General features: G+C 41.7%; 13 protein-coding genes. 6 read left to right on the top strand and 7 right to left on the bottom strand.

Annotated features, from left to right (window positions below; genetic code table 11):
- Positions 1 to 836: 836 nt before the first annotated feature.
- Positions 837 to 1,400, top strand: coding sequence for a hypothetical protein (locus B4F91_RS03980; RefSeq protein WP_064385816.1), 564 nt, complete (start codon positions 837 to 839; stop codon positions 1,398 to 1,400).
- A gap of 348 nt (positions 1,401 to 1,748) precedes the next feature.
- Here B4F91_RS03980 and B4F91_RS03975 read toward each other — a convergent pair whose 3' ends face one another.
- Positions 1,749 to 3,440, bottom strand: coding sequence for a cell surface protein (locus B4F91_RS03975; RefSeq protein ID WP_286936908.1), 1,692 nt, complete (start codon positions 3,438 to 3,440; stop codon positions 1,749 to 1,751).
- Positions 3,441 to 3,603: 163 nt separating this feature from the next.
- The gene (gene dgt / locus B4F91_RS03970; RefSeq protein ID WP_096042675.1) at positions 3,604 to 5,070 is read right to left on the bottom strand and encodes a dGTPase; all 1,467 of its coding nucleotides are present in this window, start codon (positions 5,068 to 5,070) and stop codon (positions 3,604 to 3,606) included.
- A gap of 191 nt (positions 5,071 to 5,261) precedes the next feature.
- Between dgt and B4F91_RS03965 the strand changes: the two genes are divergently transcribed.
- Positions 5,262 to 6,485, top strand: coding sequence for an alkaline phosphatase family protein (locus B4F91_RS03965; RefSeq protein ID WP_286936907.1), 1,224 nt, complete (start codon positions 5,262 to 5,264; stop codon positions 6,483 to 6,485).
- A gap of 136 nt (positions 6,486 to 6,621) precedes the next feature.
- Here B4F91_RS03965 and B4F91_RS03960 read toward each other — a convergent pair whose 3' ends face one another.
- Positions 6,622 to 7,365 (bottom strand): zinc-dependent metalloprotease family protein, encoded by a 744-nt coding sequence (locus B4F91_RS03960; RefSeq protein ID WP_004589607.1) that lies wholly within the window; start codon positions 7,363 to 7,365, stop codon positions 6,622 to 6,624.
- A 60-nt stretch (positions 7,366 to 7,425) separates the two neighbouring features.
- Entirely contained in the window at positions 7,426 to 8,142 is a 717-nt protein-coding gene (locus tag B4F91_RS03955) for a hypothetical protein (RefSeq protein WP_286936905.1), read from the bottom strand.
- 377 nt (positions 8,143 to 8,519) lie between these two features.
- Here B4F91_RS03955 and B4F91_RS03950 point away from each other — a divergent pair, with 377 nt between their 5' ends.
- Positions 8,520 to 9,677 (top strand): benzoate/H(+) symporter BenE family transporter, encoded by a 1,158-nt coding sequence (locus B4F91_RS03950; protein ID WP_004589605.1) that lies wholly within the window; start codon positions 8,520 to 8,522, stop codon positions 9,675 to 9,677.
- A 508-nt stretch (positions 9,678 to 10,185) separates the two neighbouring features.
- Here the strand turns inward: B4F91_RS03950 and hemH are convergent.
- Positions 10,186 to 11,205 (bottom strand): ferrochelatase, encoded by a 1,020-nt coding sequence (gene hemH / locus B4F91_RS03945; RefSeq protein WP_055255821.1) that lies wholly within the window; start codon positions 11,203 to 11,205, stop codon positions 10,186 to 10,188.
- Positions 11,206 to 11,489: 284 nt separating this feature from the next.
- Entirely contained in the window at positions 11,490 to 12,821 is a 1,332-nt protein-coding gene (locus B4F91_RS03940) for an HD domain-containing phosphohydrolase (protein WP_256850967.1), read from the bottom strand.
- A 111-nt stretch (positions 12,822 to 12,932) separates the two neighbouring features.
- On the opposite strand from B4F91_RS03940, the gene B4F91_RS03935 reads away from it, so the two are divergent.
- The 3 genes from B4F91_RS03935 to arfA all read left to right on the top strand — a co-directional run bounded on the left by B4F91_RS03935 (position 12,933) and on the right by arfA (position 17,097).
- Complete coding sequence (locus tag B4F91_RS03935) at positions 12,933 to 13,910, top strand: sensor histidine kinase (RefSeq protein ID WP_286936902.1); 978 nt, start codon at positions 12,933 to 12,935, stop codon at positions 13,908 to 13,910.
- A gap of 227 nt (positions 13,911 to 14,137) precedes the next feature.
- Positions 14,138 to 16,678, top strand: a complete 2,541-nt coding sequence (locus B4F91_RS03930; protein ID WP_286936900.1) for a TonB-dependent receptor plug domain-containing protein — start codon at positions 14,138 to 14,140, stop codon at positions 16,676 to 16,678.
- A 218-nt stretch (positions 16,679 to 16,896) separates the two neighbouring features.
- A complete protein-coding gene (gene arfA / locus B4F91_RS03925) occupies positions 16,897 to 17,097 on the top strand; it encodes an alternative ribosome rescue factor ArfA (protein WP_024032961.1) in 201 nt (66 codons plus the stop codon).
- Between the two features lie 31 nt (positions 17,098 to 17,128).
- On the opposite strand, the gene B4F91_RS03920 is transcribed toward arfA, so the two are convergent.
- Positions 17,129 to 17,692, bottom strand: a complete 564-nt coding sequence (locus tag B4F91_RS03920) for a cytochrome b (RefSeq protein ID WP_121638649.1) — start codon at positions 17,690 to 17,692, stop codon at positions 17,129 to 17,131.
- Between the last annotated feature and the right edge of the window lie 204 nt (positions 17,693 to 17,896).

Below are 17,896 nucleotides of genomic sequence, written 5' to 3'. Positions count from 1 at the left end.
TATTTATTGACGGTTTAGAAGACACCCCCATAATTTGTGGTTTTTTTAAGTTAAATACACAAACTGGCCGAGGTGAGTTTAATTATGGTAAAAGTTACCTTGCGCGCTCTGATGCGTTTGCGCCCCTTGGTTGCCAACGCCAACGCGACATAGGGAACTAAAAATACAGAGCGCGAGCAAGCTTCGCGCCTACATCGAGTGCTAACAGAAAATCTTGAAGTCTACAAGCGCGATATAAAATCGCGCCTACACACCACATCCACGCCAGCGTAAAATTTAACCTTGTAGACGCGCATTGCTTTCGTTTAAAAGCAGGGCTTTTACGGTGTTAATTTTTTAAGTAATGAGAAGCTGCGTTTCTAACGTGAGCAAGCTCACGTCTACAAGCGCGATATAAAATCGCGCCTTCATGTTAGTGCCTTTCTTTATGTAATCTTTGCATCTTTTAGCAAATTAAAACTGCTGTGTGTGGTTTTAATTATGCGGTTATTTACTTTGGGTAATTTTATTTAAGTTTTAGTAACAATAAACGCAAACTTTTTGCTTGGGGTGTGGTCATAAAAAGAGTTGCTTTTTACAGTTTGTTACAAACAAATAACGTGCTGCTTGGTTGCAAAATGAGCGTGTAGCTATTGCCAGCATTATAATGTGGCGCGCTGAGCTTACCAGTGGTTCATTAAATATTAACATTGATAAAATTGTTCTTTTAATTTGCACTGTCTAGTATTAAAGATTGACAGTACACACCCAAACAAAACATAATATTAACATTGGCTACACTTAAAAAGCATTTCACTTAATTGTATTGCGTAAATTGGTTGAAGGAGGGAAGTATTATGAACAAATTACTCATTGCATGCGCTATCACTGCTGCAACTTTGTACGTGTTTAAAAACGATTTGACCGCCTTGGCTCAAAATAATCTACCCAACTCAATAACTAACACTACGGCTGTGCAGCCTGCTCAACCTCTGGTGGTAGATATACAAGCAATGCAAAGTAGCCACGATGTAACTAATAAAGAAGGCACTGCACTTACCGAGCAAATAGTGATTACTCCTCAAGAGGTGGGTGAATACTCTGAGCTAGAAAGCGCTGCTCAAATTCAAAGTACGCTTGATTTAGCACAGTCAGAGCAAGTGTTTTTAGATAAAGTGCAAAGCAGCTTTGCTGAAAAGTCGCTATTTTTATACAGCTTTGAGTGTAAGCAAAACGATTGTAATGCAGGCATTGTGGCAACCGACGGGCAACCTAAACACGAGGATATAGCTGGCGTGTTAGCGCATTTATCGGCGTCGGAAGAGTTTGCTAATCACTCTGTGCAATTAGCGGGTGTAGCGGTTAATAACGATGGTATTTTACAATACGATTTAAATATTAAAAACATGCCCCCCGAATAATACTAAGCGTAATAATAGTTAATTATTTTGAGCGGCCAAACTTGGCGCAGCTGTGTTACAAATACAAAGATGCTAAAAGTACAGGAATTTTCAACTAGTTAGTTATAACAACTAAACAACGCATTTTTTGTAGCAATAAAACGTTTTCTCAGTCTTAAATCCATACTTAAAATAGCTCGCTTAAGTAAGCGCATTAATACAACTCTATATTTTTAAACAACAAAGCGGCCTTGTGGCCGCTTTTTTGTGCTGGTAATTGAGTAATACCAATTTAATCTTTAAATAGCGCGTGCTTGCTGCGTTAAAAATTATTTGTTTAGAGCAATAATATCAAGCTTATTTGCTCAGCTATTCTTTTGTTTGCATGTTTTTAGCGCGCTCTTCTGCCTCGATTAAGGCTTGTGATTTAGGCGCTTTCTTTTTTTCCTCAATCACGGGCTTTTTATCTGAGTTTGGGTCCCAGCTTTCATCTAGCGAAAGGTTTGCAAATGGGTTGCTAGAATCACTTTGCTTGAGCGTACTATCGGCCTCTGGTTGCGCTGGCTTTTCTTGAGCTGGCTGTGGTTCGTGAGCTGTTGATATTGGTGTCTCTAACGTGAGTTCGCTATTTGGTTTTGCTGAAACTGTAGCTTGTGCAGGCTCTTTACTTGGTTTTAAAGGCGCATCTGGATTGTAGGTGCGAATTTCGGGCTCTTTAAAGTCGTGTTCGCTATTTAGCGTGGTTTGTTCAAGCTCACTGTTTTTATCGGCTGTATGCAGATGCGCGTTGGTATTAGGCTCATTGATAGGGTTACTAGGCGCAGCCGGTTCGTTTATAAGAGTAGACTCTTGTGGTTTTACTTCTTCAATGGGCTCTGCTTTTGGCTGTTCTACTGCGGCGGCTTTGTGCTTACGCGTGCGCTTAACCGAAGGCGCGTCTGGGTTAAACTCTCTTACCTCGGGCTCTGTAAAGCCTTTTGCATTTTGAATACGCGCTAATGTATTTTTTGCGGCAGCTTCAAACTCTGCGGTGTTTGGCTCTGGCGCTACTTTTTTAGGTTCAGGTTCAGATGCTGGTGCATCTTCTTCTGGTTTAGCTTGTTCTGGCTCAGCCTCTGTGGCTTGCGTATCGGCAGGCAGTGGCTCGTTAATTGCCTCGTTTTTTGGTGCATTAGAGCTTGCAGGCTCTGGCTCGCTCGAGGCCGAAACCGGTGGCACAACTGGTTTTGAAAGTTCATCACTTGGGGCTGGAGCCGTTTTGGATGGTGCTGCTTGCTCTGCGCTTTTGTTGTTTTTAGTCACCGCTTTAGTTGGGGCTGTAGCCGGTGGAGCAACAGGCGGCTCGGGCTTATTTTGTTTAGCGCGGCGTAAACGTATAACTACCATGGCGCCAATTAATACCACAATAAGCAGTAGCAAACTTGGTAGCAATAATGAACTTGGTGGCTCTGCAACTGGCGCAGGTATAAGTACAGGTGCGGGTTTGGGCGTTGTATTAACCGTTGGCTGCTCTTTTTTAGGCTCTTTTTTAGGCGCTGCTTTTGGGGCGGTTTCAGTGGCCACCGGCTGCGCTTGGCTAGTGGTAGGTATTAACTCGCTGTTATTAGACTCAAGTTCACCCTTAGGTGTGCTTGGCGTATCCTTTACTGTATTAATTGGCGCAGTCTCTGGCTCGTTAGTTTCTGAGCTTTGCTGGCTTATTTGATTTGTAGGCTGAGAGCTTGTAGTTGCTTTGCTTGCGCTTTGTTTTATAGCTTTTTCGGCCGCAGTTATTTGCTCAAGCAGTTGTTGTTCTTGCTCGGGGGTAAGGGCAAGTGGTTGTGGCTCTTGTTCAACAACTGGCGGCTCTACAGGTTTTGGTTTTGTTTGTACTTGCTTGGGTTTATTACAGTTTCTTTTAAAATCGCGTGCGGCGCTGCGGTATTTGGCACTGGCTTTATTATTACTGTACTGCTGCATTTCTTGCTTAATTAAAATACACATGGCTTCGTTATAGGCAGCACTTTGGCTGCTGTAAAATAAAGCAAAGCAAAAAATAAGTTGAGAGAGTCTAATAATCATAAAACACGGCGCTTAGGTATCAATAGTCTGATTTTAAGCGCAAAATTAAAATATATCTAGGCACTAAGGGCGTGTTGGCCTTTGTGGATTGAAAATTTGTTCAATCTAAGGGGGTTAAATCGCGGCGTTAGGTTTGTAAAAACCATCCAACAGCACGCCCTCGTTAGTCAATCACCATTAGGCTGCGGTACTCGTCATAGGCAAATTGGTCGGTCATGCCACTTATGTAATCTTGAATTAGCCTACAGCGATAGTAAAACTCGTAAGCGGCAAAGTGGTCGGGCTCTTCTTGCATGGCATCTATGGCGTGCTGATAACTATTTAAGTGCTTTTTAGAGAGCTTTTTAACCAAACGCGATTCGATTAATAATCGTGAGTCGCCATTTAATGCGCGTTTAAAATCGTCGCTGTTAAGTTGTAGCAATGGTTTATAACAATCGAGCAGGCCGTTAATTATGCGATAGCCTTGTAGTTCGAGTTTTTCTACCTCTTTGTGAGAAAACACATGCTTAAGCGCCACCTGTTTAAGGGTTTTAGTAACGGCGTGTAGGTGGCTGTTATCTTCTAATAGGGCTTGGTTAAAGTCGCCGTGGTAAATAGGCTCAATGTGCTCTATAAAACGCTTGGCGGCGTGGTTTACAAGCGGGTGAAGTAAGGCCACGCGTAGGTAAATAAAAAATTCGCTATTAAAGTTGTAAGGCTGCGCGTTGGCGCGCTCTAGTGCGTAATCTACCGCTTTATCTACAAAATTTAGGTGTTCGGTGTCGTCAATGGTTAGGTTTATAAGGGCTTTTTTATATTCACTTTTTAGCTGCTGACAAAGTAGCTCGGTGGTTATTATGTCTTTTTCTACGGCGTCTTCTATGTCGGCTAAGCAATACGAAATATCGTCGGCTGCTTCCATTATGTAACTTGCCGGATGGCGGCAGTATGGCTCTATAACCAGCTCGTTTTGCAATGCCTCTACAAAGGTTTTTTCGCTGTAGTAGTAACCTACTTTTTTCATTAAGTAGTTTTTATTTTGCGGTATGTCTTTTGGGTTTAACCCCGCGGGGCGGGTGTACTTTAAAATGCCCGCGCTTTGGCAATAAGTTAAGTTTAACCCCAGTAGCGAATGTATTATGCGTATGCCTTGGGCGTTGCCTTCAAAATTACAAATATCGTGCGCTAGGTGCTTAAAAATAACCCCTATACCGGTATTTTGCTCTTGGCAGCGCGCTGGTGTAACACTTGCTAAATTGTTATTAAACCAGTGATTTATGGCAGCTTCGCCAAAATGTCCGAAGGGTGGGTTGCCTATATCGTGCATTAAGCAGGCCATTTCTACTAGGCTTTCTAGTGGGCGTTCTAGCCCTTTTAAGCCAAACTCAGTTTGTTGCTCAAAGCTTAAATTTGCAAAAATGCGCTGTACTATAAAACGGCCAACTTGCTGTACTTCTAGTGAGTGAGTTAAGCGCGAGCGCACCGCTGCGTTTCGCTCTAGCGGAAAAACCTGAGTTTTTTGCTGCAGCCTACGAATAGCTGCACTGTTAATTATACGACCGCGATCGCTTTCCATCGCCATTTGTAAATTTGCAGTCGTGCGATACATGCGCGCTGGGGTTATTTTTTTACTAAAGTCGATAGTCATCGGAGTCCTTGCTTAGTGGTGACGACTGGCAAAGTAAATGCGCGTTGTCATTCGTTTTAAATACTTACTTGTTAATATATACACCTAGACGAGTTAGGTACAGGTGCTTGTATCATTTAAGGCCTGGCAATTGTATTATAAAGCTATATTTTTCAGTATTTAACGCATTTTAATGTAGGCGAGTATTTGTAATGAAGTATGTATTTTTAAAGGCGATGATGTTGGCTCTTTTAGTGTTAACCAGCCAAGCGGCATATGCGGCAAAAGAGCAAACCGTTGTACTTATATCAATAGATGGCATGCGTTGGGATTATATAGAAAAACACGGCGCGCCTAATTTAAAAGCAATGGCTGCTAAGGGTGTACGCGCGCAAAAGCTAATGCCGGTTTACCCAACAAAAACGTTTCCTAACCATATTTCTATTATTACAGGGTTGCTGCCGGTAAATCATGGCATTGTAGATAATAACTTTTGTGATAAAGCCCGTAAAAACGAGTGCTACAGCATGGGTAAAGGTATGCGCGATAGCACGTGGGTAAATGGTATTCCACTTTGGAATTTAGCAAAAATGCAGGGGCTAAAGTCGGCTACTTATTTTTGGCCAGAGTCGGATGCGCGCTTTAATGGTATGACGCCCGACTATTACTTTCACTATTCTAAATACAGTGAGTACCAAGGCCGTGTTGATCAAATAATACAGTGGCTAAGCTTACCTAAAGCGCAGCGCCCACGTTTTGTAGCAAGTTATTTTTCGCTTGTTGATAGCATGGGCCACGAGTTTGGCCCAGACGCACCGCAAACTCGCGATGCGGTAAAACAATTAGATGAACTAATGGGCCAATTACAAACCCGTTTAAGCAAGCTAGAGCAAGAGATTAACCTTGTTATTGTATCCGATCACGGTATGGCGCATGTAAACCCAGAGCAAAGTATTGATGTATCTACATTGCCTAAAAACGATAATTTTATAGTTAAAAATACCGGCCCGCGTTTACTTATTTATGCAAAGCCTGCTGTAACAAGCGAGCAAATTGCAACTTACAAACAACGTTTGCAACAAGCCGCAAACGGGCGTTATACGGTATTAAACGACGAGCAATTAGCTGGGTATCATTATAATAAAGGCACCCGTGTGGGCGATATTGTTGTGCAAACTAATGCGCCTGCGGTATTTACTAACGAAGGCAAAGCAATGTATTTAGGTACTCATGGCTATGCCTATACCGATGATATGGCGGCTACGTTAATTGCTGTAGGGCCTGCTTTTAAACAAGGGCTAAGCCTTGAAAAGGTAAATAATCTTGATATTTACCCGGTACTTGCCAAAGTAATGGGGCTTAAGCTTTTAAGTAAAGTAGATGGTGACGGTAAAACGTTAATGCCTGCTATAAAACAAAAAATAGTAGTGCATTAATTAGCTGCGCACTTTTAGGCTTTTAGTGACTTAACCTTGAAAGATCAACAAACCTTAAGCCAAATAAAAAAGAGCGCAAATGCGCTCTAAAGGGAAATAATTATAAGTGGGCTAAATACAGCCTGCTTTAAATCACTTACTTAAAGTTAGCAATGCTTGTTTTAGTGTCGGTAACCGTACGAATAGCATACGCTTGGTTAGTTACACCAAAAGCCAAGCCATTTACACTCCAATTAGGGTTAGAGAAGTAATCGTACTGCGTTGCACTACCGTAAACATGCGGGTAAGCCATTATACTTGCAAATTCGTTTTGTACGCCGTGGCCCATTCCATCAACATATACGCCGCCCGAGGTATCGCCTTGTTTACGTGAGTGCGCTAGGCCTTGGTTATGACCAAGTTCGTGTACAAACGTAGTTGCGCCACAATCAATAGCAGTAATAGAGTACATACGGTCGCTCATCGAGCTGTATAAATTACCGTTAGTGCCTTGGCCAACCCAAGCTAAACCACACGAGATTAAACCATTACCCGCACTTTGGCCGGTACCAAGTACGGCAACCATGTCGGCTTTCCAGCTAGTGCGTAAACCATCTACGTAGCTGCTGTTAGTTACTGCATCTAACCAATCTTCAGACGGTGTAATTGCGTAATCGCCTAGGTTTTCTGTGCCCGCTAAACGCAGTGTAATGTCTACCCCATTTTGGCTATAAACCTGGTTACTAAAGGCGATTAGCTGGTTTATTTTAGTGTTTATATTACTCGTAGCTGCGGCCGATTGGTCGGTATATAAAATACCAATATCAATCGTTACTGCCTGTGCTGCACTGGTTGCAAATAGCGCGCTGGCAATGGCTGCCGTAGTGATTAGTTTTTTCATTTTTATATTTCCTTACTTATGTAGTGGTTGGAAGTTTTACTGCTGATTGATTTAGTTGGGTTACTGCGTGTTGGGTTGTTTAGTTTTTTTTGGGGCAAACATATCTATGGTTTTATCTGTTTTTGGTGTGGGCGCATCTACGTGATGTTCTATGTGGTTTTGGTACAAGTCGCGTTTTGCTGCAATCCAGCCATATTTACCTTTACTTTCAAAAACGTAATTGCCGCTAGGTGCGGTAAATTGCCCATAAATTGCATCGTTTCCTACGGTCATAACCGTGGTGTGTAGTTGCCCGTTGGCACCAATAACTTGGCCAAATATGCTTTTATCGCCATTACTCGCCTCCGATAACGAGGTGATTTCGGCGCTGTAGGTTTCAACGGTTTGCGGAATTGAAATATCAAACGAGTCGCCAGCTTCAAGGGCTTGTAACGTATTTAGGTCGAACTCTATGTAGGCTTCGTTGTTTAAATCGCTTGGTAGTACGTTGGCGTTGGTAAGTACCTCTTTAGCTTTTTCAGATACCTTGTTTATAGCCTCAAACTGGTTGCTTTTCGCTGGTGCCTCAATGGTTTTAGGTTTTACGTTAACGGGATCTTTACTCATATCAATGGGCTGTGGTGCTTTTTTATTTGCTGCAAATTGAGAGTCAACGGGCACTATATCCACTGCAACAGGCGCCGTTACCTGCTGAGGTTTTTCGGTATTAAATAGCAGCTGATAAATAGCAAATGCAGATAGACCAAGGGCAACAATTATTAAAATAGCGCGTTTCATTTGTTTCTCTTACGGGGTTTTTAGTTAACTAATTGTTACGTTTTATATCATCTAGAGAATTAGATCAAGTTGGTGATGGTAGTATAAAAGTGCTAATTATTTGCATTGTAAATGATTGTAAATAAACAATTTACCTATAATGGGTTTTGTTTGTTGAGCTAAAAAGGATGGGTTTTTATAGAGTTTTAGCGGGGTGTAAGCGTAAGCGAATAATTGTTTTTGTTTTTAATTTGGCAATGAAAGGTGTGATCTTTATAGGTAAAAAAAATTTTAAAATAATGAATATTTTTCACGCTTAATAGCGTAAACGCTAATTGCAAAGCGTAAATAGGCAACGTATGTTGTGGGCTTAAAAATCTAAAATTAAGAGGGATTTTATGACGTTTTCCGATCAGCTGCTTAATCGAGCAACCGCAGGGTTGGTGGCTGTTATTATTGGTTTTTCAAGTTCTATTGCGCTTATTTATCAAGTTGTTATAACCCTTGGCGGCACGCCCGATTTAGTCGCAAGCTGGCTTTTAATGCTAGGGCTGGTAATGGGCATAACCACTATTGGGTTGTCGTATTATTATAAAGTGCCCGTTTTAATTGCATGGTCTACCACTGGGGCGGCTTTACTTATTTCCAGCGCGCAGGGCTACCATTTAGGCGAAGCCATTGGTGCATTTATGTTTGCCGCTACATTGGTTTTTGTGTCTGGGGTTACCGGTTGGTTTGAAAAAATAATGAACCGTATACCGAGCGAACTTGCCTGTGCCATGCTGGCAGGCGTATTGGTTACCTTTGGTATAGATGTATTTAATTTTATGAATGAGCTACCACTGGTTATAGGCCTAATGGTGCTTATGTATTTTTTAGGAAAACGATTTTTTGCGCGTTTTGCCATGCTTAGCGTTTTAGTTGCAGGCGTGCTACTGGCGTGGCAAATGGGGCATATTGATACTGGCGCTATTCATTGGAAAATAAGTGAGTTTGCATACATAGCGCCGGTGTTTAACTTGCAAGCGTGTATAAGTATTGGCTTACCGCTTTATATAGTGACCATGACCTCTCAAAACTTACCGGGTATTGCTGTACTAAAGGCTCATAATTATAAAGCGCCTATCTCAGCTACGCTTAATGTAACTGGTTTTATTAATATTTTAACTGCGCCGTTTGGTACGTACTCTATTAATTTAGCCGCTATTACCGCTGCTATTTGTATGAGCGACGAGGCCGATAAAAGCCCCGATAAACGCTATTGGGCAAGTATTGCCGCAGGCGTATTTTATATTGTTATGGCACTTTGCGCGGCAACGCTTGTTGGTTTAGTGGCAAGTTTACCCCAGGCATTAATTTTAGCCTTAGCGGGTATTGCGTTGTTTGGCACCATTGCTAATAGCTTGCAGCAAGCTTTAAGCTCAGCCCAATACACAGAGGCTGCAATAGTTACGTTTTTGGTAACCGCATCTGATTTAACCATGCTCTCGGTGGGCTCTGCGTTTTGGGGAATAATTGCCGGCGTTTGTACGTTGATGATTACCCGTAAAAGTTAAAGAAAAGCGTTAACGAATAGGTTAAAACAGGTAAAAGCGTTGCTTTTAAAACGCCAGCAAGCTGCGCGTCTACAAGGTAATTTACCTCGGTGTTAATTTTGTTGGTAGGCGCGAAGCTTGCTCGCGCAAAATGTTAGTTGCTTCTCTATAAGCGAAGCGGCTCTTAACCTCTTTGTGGTTTATTGATCTTTAATACAAAAATGCACAAAGAGAAGGGAAAGAGGATTAAATGAGAAGTGAAAGTTGTAGGCGCGAAGCTTGCTCGCGCAAGGTGCTAATTGCTCCTCTAAAGCGAAGCGGCTCTTAACCTCTTTGTGGTTTATTGATCTTTAATACAAAAATGCACAAAGAGAAGGGAATGAGGATTAAATGAGAAGTGAAAGTTGTAGGCGCGAAGCTTGCTTGCGCAAAATAGTGGCTATGACATTTAATAAATGCTTATCTTACAACTAAAAAAGCGGTGTTAAATTTAACACCGCTTTTTTACGTTAAGGCAATAAAGATGCGTTTAAAGCATTGGTTTTAGCACATCATATAAAGCGTTAATGTGATCGTCTCTGTCGTTTAAAGCGGCTATGTAACGGTACTTTTCGCCGCCTGCGTTTTCAAAAATTTCGCGATTTTCTTCTTCAAGCTCTTCGAGTGTCTCTAAGCAATCGGCGCTAAAAGCAGGGCTTAAAATTGCAACGTCGGTAATGTTTTCATCAGGTAACGATGCAAGCGTGGCGTCGGTGTATGGCTTTAACCATTCGGCTTTACCAAAGCGGCTTTGAAAAGTGCTAATTACTTTATCTTTATCAAGGCCTAGTTTTTCAACCACTAAACGCGTGGTTTGCAAACATAGGCAGTGGTAAGGATCGCCTCTATCTAAAAATAGCTTTGGCATACCGTGATATGAAAAAACTAATTTTTGTGGCATGCCGTTTTTTTCTAAATCTTCACTAATGCTGCTAGCTAATGAATCAATGTAAGCGGTGTTTTTGTGATAACCATTTACAAAGTGTAGCTCAGGCACCCAGCGCCATTTTTGCAATACTCTTGATACGGCATCAAATGTTGAGCCAGTGGTAGGGCTTGAATATTGGGGGTAAAGCGGCAGTACAATTATGCGCGTTAGGCCTTTATCGCGCAGCGCTTCAAGGCCCGCCTCTATTGAAGGGTTACCGTAACGCATGGCCATAACAACTTCGGTATTGGTGTAACCTTGCTCTTGGAGTAGCGCGTTTAGTTTGTCGCGTTGCAGGCGGGTAATATGTGTTAGCGGCGAGCCGTTTTCGGTCCAAATGCTTTCGTATAGTTTTGCTGAGCGCTTAGGGCGAATACGCAAAATTATACCGTGCAGTATTATCATCCACACTAAACGTGGAATTTCTACAATGCGCGGATCGGATAAAAATTCACGTAAGTAGGTACGCAGTGCCGCTGGGGTGGGCGCGTCTGGACTGCCTAAGTTGGTAAGTAAAATGCCCGTTTTTTGATTAAAACGTCCGTCGTGGGGATTGTCAGTGACTGCAGAAAATCGCGACACGCTGTGCTCCTTAAAGCAATGTGATACCTATTCGCAATAATACTTGATCATTTTGCGGGGCTAAACGTGTCGCTACCAGCGTTAAAAAACTCTCATTTAGAACAACTAAATAGCGAATTTTTTGCCTAGCTATCAACACGTTTTTCCACCCTAAAATAAATTACTTAATTAAGCGGATTGGTATTAAACAGTTTAAAATATATACCCAGATTAACAGGTACCTGTTTGAATTAGTTTAGCTTATTTACGGTAATTGTAACGAAAAAAGCCACAGTTTAGATCACTCATTTAGCGCTTTTTACCATTATTCTAAATGGGGTTGGTTTTTTGGCTTCTAGTTGCTGTAGTTTTTCGATGGATTTTTTACCAAACACATGGCCTTTAGGTAACAACATAATACCGCTGTGGCTGTGTAACGTATGGCCTAAAATCATATTGGCTTTTAGCTCTTGAGCGCTGCATATAATGATAGAGCCCGCATTATTAAGTTGCTCATTTAATTTGCTATGGCTTGCCTCTAGTGCGCGAACAATTTTAGGGTGGTAAAAAGTGCCACTGTACATTTTAACGCTTTCGAGTGCATCGCTGTGGCGCTCTTTGTCTGTGGGGCTTTGGCTTTGTTCAAATGCGTTCCAATAATCGCGAGCAACGCTAAGCACCATAGCGCCAATAGGAATGTCGTTTGCTGCTAATCCTTTTGGTAAACCGTTGCCGTTAAAGCGCTCATATTGATGATAAATTGCATCAGATACATCATGTAAATGTATAGCAGGCATAAGCATTAATTGTGCTGTGCTTGGGTGTGTATAAAAGGCTTTGCGCTGTTGCTCGCTTAGCCGGCTCACTGGCTTTTTATAGAGCTCTGGGTCCATAGCAAGCAAACCTATTTGCGCTAAGTAACCCGCCATGGGGGCTAAATCTATACTTTTTTGCGAGAGGTTTAAGTACAGTGCTATTTGGGTGCAGGTGTCGGCAATTTTTTGCGCTTTGTTGCCATCTAAGTACGGATTGGCGTTTATAAAATTATAAAGTAGCTCTACGGTGGCTTTGTGTTCGTGTTTTTCGCGCTCATTAGCATCTTCTAGCTGTTTAAGTACTTGCTTAATTTGTTTTGTACGCTTTTCTACTCGTTGCTCTAATGAGTTATTTAATTCGAGAAGTTCTTTGTTTTGCTGTTTTACTTGCAGCTCGAGTTGCTTGTTTTGTTTTTTTAGCTGAAACTTTTCGATGCTGTCGTTTATGCTGCGCAAAAGCATATCGTTTTGCCATGGTTTTTGAATGTAGCCGTTAATTTGCGCTAGGTTTACAGCGGCTAGGGTGGTTTCTATTTCGGCGTAGCCGGTTAATAAAATACGTTGTGTTTCGGGGGCTTTGTTACGGGCTTGCTCTAAAAATTGCGCGCCATTCATGGTGGGCATTTTCATGTCGCTAATGATTAAGCTAAATTCGTGGCTGTTTAAAAGCTCAAGCGCTTGCACTGGGCTTTTGCAGGTCATAAAACTAAAGTTATTATTTTTTAATAAGGAGGTTAGTGAGCGCAGAACAATTTCGTCGTCATCAACACAAAGTACATCTACGGCAGTGATTGAATGTGCAGCGTCTGCTGGTTTGGTCATAGTGCTACCTTTTAAAATAATAAGCATAGCCTAAAAATTGCCCCTAGTTTGCATAATTACGTGTGGCAAACTAAACGTTATACATGGATGCGTATTTATGGAGCGAATAGGATGAGCACTTTAACCGACGACTACAAACAAGCCTTTTTAGATGAGCAGCAAAAGCGCATAGCTGCAGAGCAACTGCTTGCCGATAAAAGCCAATTGTTAGTTGTGTTAAATGGCGAACTAACCAAAAACGTTGCTGAGCTGTCTTTGTATCAGCAAATGTTTGTTCAGGCCGACAAAATGGCAAGTGTGGGTGTTTTGTCCTGCAGTATTGCGCATGAAATAAATAACCCGCTTTCGTATGTAATTAGTAATATAGAAAGCTTGCAATATGTTAGCCCTCTTTTATCAAAATCTCTTCACTATAACGAGCAGTTTTTAAACGGCCAATTAAATGCAGGGCAATTTAAAAGCGTGTTGGTTGATCTAAAAAAACAATACCAACTGGCATGGAATGGACACGAAATTTACTCGCAGTTGAGCGAAAGCCTAGATGGTTTAAAGCGCATAAAGCAAACTGTGCATAATTTATTAAACCTTAGCCAATTTACAAGTACCCATAACAAGCAATATTTAGATGTAAGCGAGGTTGCAGGCTCTGCTTTAGGCGTGTTGCAAGGGCAGCTTAAATACTGCGAAATAAAAACCAACTTTGAGCAAGTGCCGCTTATTTGGGGGGAGCTGTCGTCTATTCATCAAATTTTTGTTGAGCTGTTATTAAATGCTCAACAAGCGTGCGAACATGAACTAGAAAAAGGCATCATTATTGAACTAAGCGTAACGCAGAAAAATGAGGGGGTATGTATAAAAGTGAAAGATAACGGTTGTGGAATGGATGAAAATACCCAAGCGCACCTTTTTAAGCCTTTTTTTACTACACAGAAAACAGCCCACTCATTAGGAATAGGAATGACCGTTGTTAACTTTATTTTGCAAGATCACGGCGGAAAAATAGAAGTTAGCAGTACTTTAGGAACAGGTACTACCATTTGTTGTTGGTTACCCGTAAAAGTACAAGAAAGCGTGATAAATCCATTGTAAATAAAGTGTTAATTTAATTTGGGGTTGAAATTAAAATCCTTAATTGTATGTGTTTTGAACAAGTTTAAGTGTTATTTTTTAGTATTTACATTTTTTTGCATAGTTAGACCTATTATTTAGTTTTTTTCATTTCTTTTTATTTGCATATGTTGCTAGGATGTTCCCCAGTGCGATGCGTTACATCGCAATAACAAATATTAAAGAACACACTAAACAGGGTCGTCACCATGCCAACATACCGTTTAAATACATTAGCTGCCGCTGTTGCGTTTGCCGTAAGCGCACCAAGCATTGTAAGCGCTCAAGAAGCACCTGTTGAGGCTGCACAAAATATCGAACAAATTTCTGTATTAGGGTCGCGCGTTTCTAACCGCACCTCTACTGAGTCTTCGTCACCTATTGATTTAATAGACGCTGATGATTTAAACAAAGGCGGCTTTACAGAACTAGGGCAGAGTCTGCAAGCTACTGCCCCGTCGTTTAACTTTTCTCGTACGCAAGTATCTGATGGCTCTGATTTATTTAGACCAGCAACGCTGCGCGGCTTACAGCCAGATCAAACGTTAGTGTTGGTTAACGGTAAGCGCCGCCATAATCAATCTATTTTTGGCCTTAACGGCACTGTAGGTGCAGGCGCAGCCGGCACCGACATGAACGCCATTCCGCTAACTGCGCTTAAAGGTGTAGAAGTACTACGCGATGGCGCAGCAGCTAAATATGGCTCTGACGCGATAGCTGGCGTAATTAACTTATCGCTTAATAATTCAACTGGCGTAACAACGGGTTACGTACAGTACGGCGGCACCAGTGAAGGCGACGGCGATACGCTTTCTGCAGGTTTAAACCGTGGTTTTGACTTAGGTAACGAAGGCGGCTTTATTAATTTATCGCTTGAGTATCGTGATGCTGATGGCACTAACCGTGCAGAGCGCGATACCGGTGGGTCGTTAAATGTTGAGCCAGGCACGCTGAGTGAAGATGTACGTTGGGGCCAAGGTAACTCAGAAAGTGAATTTACCTCGTTGTTTTACAACATGGCTTTGCCAATGGGCGACAGCGAATTGTACTCATTTGGTGGCTATTCTGAGCGTACCGCGCTGGGTAATGGTTTTTACCGTAACTTTAACGAAGCGTCTAAAAATGTAACGCAAGTATACAGCGATGGTTTTTTACCCCGCATTTATAACGAAGCTGAAGATATTTCAGTAGCGGTTGGTTTTAGAGGCGATATAAACCCAGATTGGGGATACGATGTATCGGCAGTGTATGGTGAAAACCAATACGACTTTACCTCACGTAATACTATAAATGCCTCTTATGCGGCGGAGTACGTATTTAATAACCCAGATGCAAGCGATGCCGATATAGCAGCAAATGCAGGCCCAAGCGGCGGTTACTCTGGTGGTTTTAGATTTGATCAAACAACAGTTAATGCTGATTTTAACGGCATCGTTGATATTGGCCGCAATGAGCCTTTATATGTAACTATTGGTGCTGAATACCGTAAAGAAAACTACGAAATAGTACCTGGCGATGAAGCCTCTTACGCATGTGGTTTAGCAAATACCGATGCTTCGTACCCTTCAGTAAACGATCCAGATCAATTTGCTGAGTGTGGTTTTCAGGCTTATAACGGTTTGCGCCCAGAGGCAACAAACAAGAGCGATCGCCACAGCTACGCGTTTTATGTAGATGTAGAAACCATGGTAACGGATGCATGGAACGTAAGTGGTGCGCTGCGCTACGAAGACTTTTCAGATGCGGGCGATGACTTAATTGGTAAATTAGCAACACGTTATGAGTTTAATGATGATTTTGCAGTACGTGGTGCGGTATCGACTGGTTTTAGAGCGCCATCGCTTCAGCAAAGTGGTTATACCGCATTTACAACTAACCTAGGCTCTGATGGCACACTTACGCAGTCGTTCACTGCAAATACGGGTACTGCTTTTCCAAGTGCGTTAGGTGTAGATAGCCTAGAGCTTGAAACCTCAACTAACTACAGTGCTGGTTTTGTTTACGATGTAACAAGTGAGCTTTCGTTAACGGTTGATTTTTACCGCGTAGAAATTAAAGACCGTATTACGCTTGGTAGTTTACTTTCTGCAGAGGACGTTGCCTTTAGCGATGAAGCCGTAGCCGCGCTTCAAGCAACCGGTGCTGTGCAAGCTAATTACTTTTCAAACTCTGTAGATTCAACTACACAAGGTGTTGATATTATTGCCTCTTACCGTACTGATGTAGAGGGCGGTAATTTTGGAGTAACCTTTGCGGGTAACTTAAACGACACTAAAATTGATAACGTGAACGCAGAAGAAGGTATTCCTGAGTCGGTGGCGTTTGATGATTTACAACGTAGCTTTTTTACCGACGGCCAGCCAGGTGAGCGCGCAACTTTAACGTTTGACTACGAGCGTGATGCGTATGAAACAACGCTTCGCTTTAATTACTTTGGCGAAACAGACGTTAAATACTTTGGTAATGACCACATCCCTTTACCAGGTGAGCTTTCGCCTACGGGGTCGTTTAAACCAACTAGTACAGTTGAATCAGCAGTACTAGTGGATTTAAACGTTAGCTACCAAATTAACGAAATATTTAACGTATCGGTAGGGGCTGATAATATTTTTGATGAAACCCCAGATGAGCTAGGTGATGACGAAGTGCTTAACTTTATTACCAACGGCGCGTTTAAATACCCTGTACGTGCATTGCCTTACGGCTTTGACGGGCGTACTTATTATGCAAAAGTAAGCTTTGAATTTTAATTAATTGAGCTAAACCTATTTAACCTGAACTCTGGTTAAGAGATATACCAACATATTTTATTATCCAGCGTTCAGGTTACTCAGCGCAGTTATTTACTGCGCTTTTTTTATGTTTATTTATTATGAAAAAGAGCGTTAAAACACTTGCAAGGTTGAAAATTAGGCATACAATCGCCACTTCTTAAGGTTCTTATTGTTATAAATAGTTAGGAAATAAAATGGCTAAAAAATCGAAAACCAAAGCTGCAAATAATAGTGCGGTAGACACCGGCCGAGGTGTTATTAATCATAATGCGCTGGCGGCGCTAGTAACCTCTAAAGTGTTTAAACCTCAAGTGGTTAAAGCTAAAAAAGGGAAAGGCTCGTTTAAGCGCAATAACAAACACGTAGGACGAGAGTCTTATTTAATCGCGGCTTAAATAGCACCGATCAAATAAGACTTTTAACTGCCTACTTTTTGCCAAGCATACGCGTAAGGGTGTTGTCTTTATCAATAATATGGTGCTTTAAAGCGCCCACAATATGTAAACCTAACGCGATAAGAAGCGCATTTGCTGTAATACCGTGAACGGTTTTTCCTATCTCTGCTAAGCCTTGGTTAAAAGCGAGGCTTTTTTGTGGGTTTTCTGGGTTGGGGTTGTGCGGAATAAGCTCTAGCCCGAACATCTCTACGCCATGCCCACCAAAGCCCGACATAATCAGCCCCGAAATAGGCATAAGTAACATGCTTATTATAAGAACGTAATGCACAATTTTAGCTAACACTTGCTCATAATTTGGGTGTTTAACATCGTGCTTTGGCCAACCATTTACAATGCGCCATGTTACTCTTAATAACGCAAAAGCAAGCAGCATTACGCCAAATGATTTGTGCCAACTCATTAGAAAAAACGCTTTAAAGTTTTCCATATATAAGCCTGAGCCTAATAACCCAATAATTAAAATAGCTACAATCCAATGCAGGCTTATGGTGGTTTTGCTTAACGTACTTGTTGTATCTTTTGTAAGTTTCATTGTGGTTATTCCTAACTTAAAAAGTGGCGCTTAGTTGCGTGTACAATTGAATAATCTACATTAATGCAGCTAGCTTAAACTATAGAGGGTTAAAGTAGGGTTAACGAAACTTATTTTTTAAATTTAAAAGGGTAAAACCTGCAACGTGAAGTAAAAGTTGTAGGCGCGAAGCTTGCTCGCGCAAGATGCTATTTACTTCTCTAA

Source organism: Pseudoalteromonas sp. UBA6610, from assembly GCF_002433295.1.
Classification (GTDB): domain Bacteria; phylum Pseudomonadota; class Gammaproteobacteria; order Enterobacterales; family Alteromonadaceae; genus Pseudoalteromonas; species Pseudoalteromonas atlantica.
This window is presented reverse-complemented; position numbering and strand designations above follow the sequence as displayed.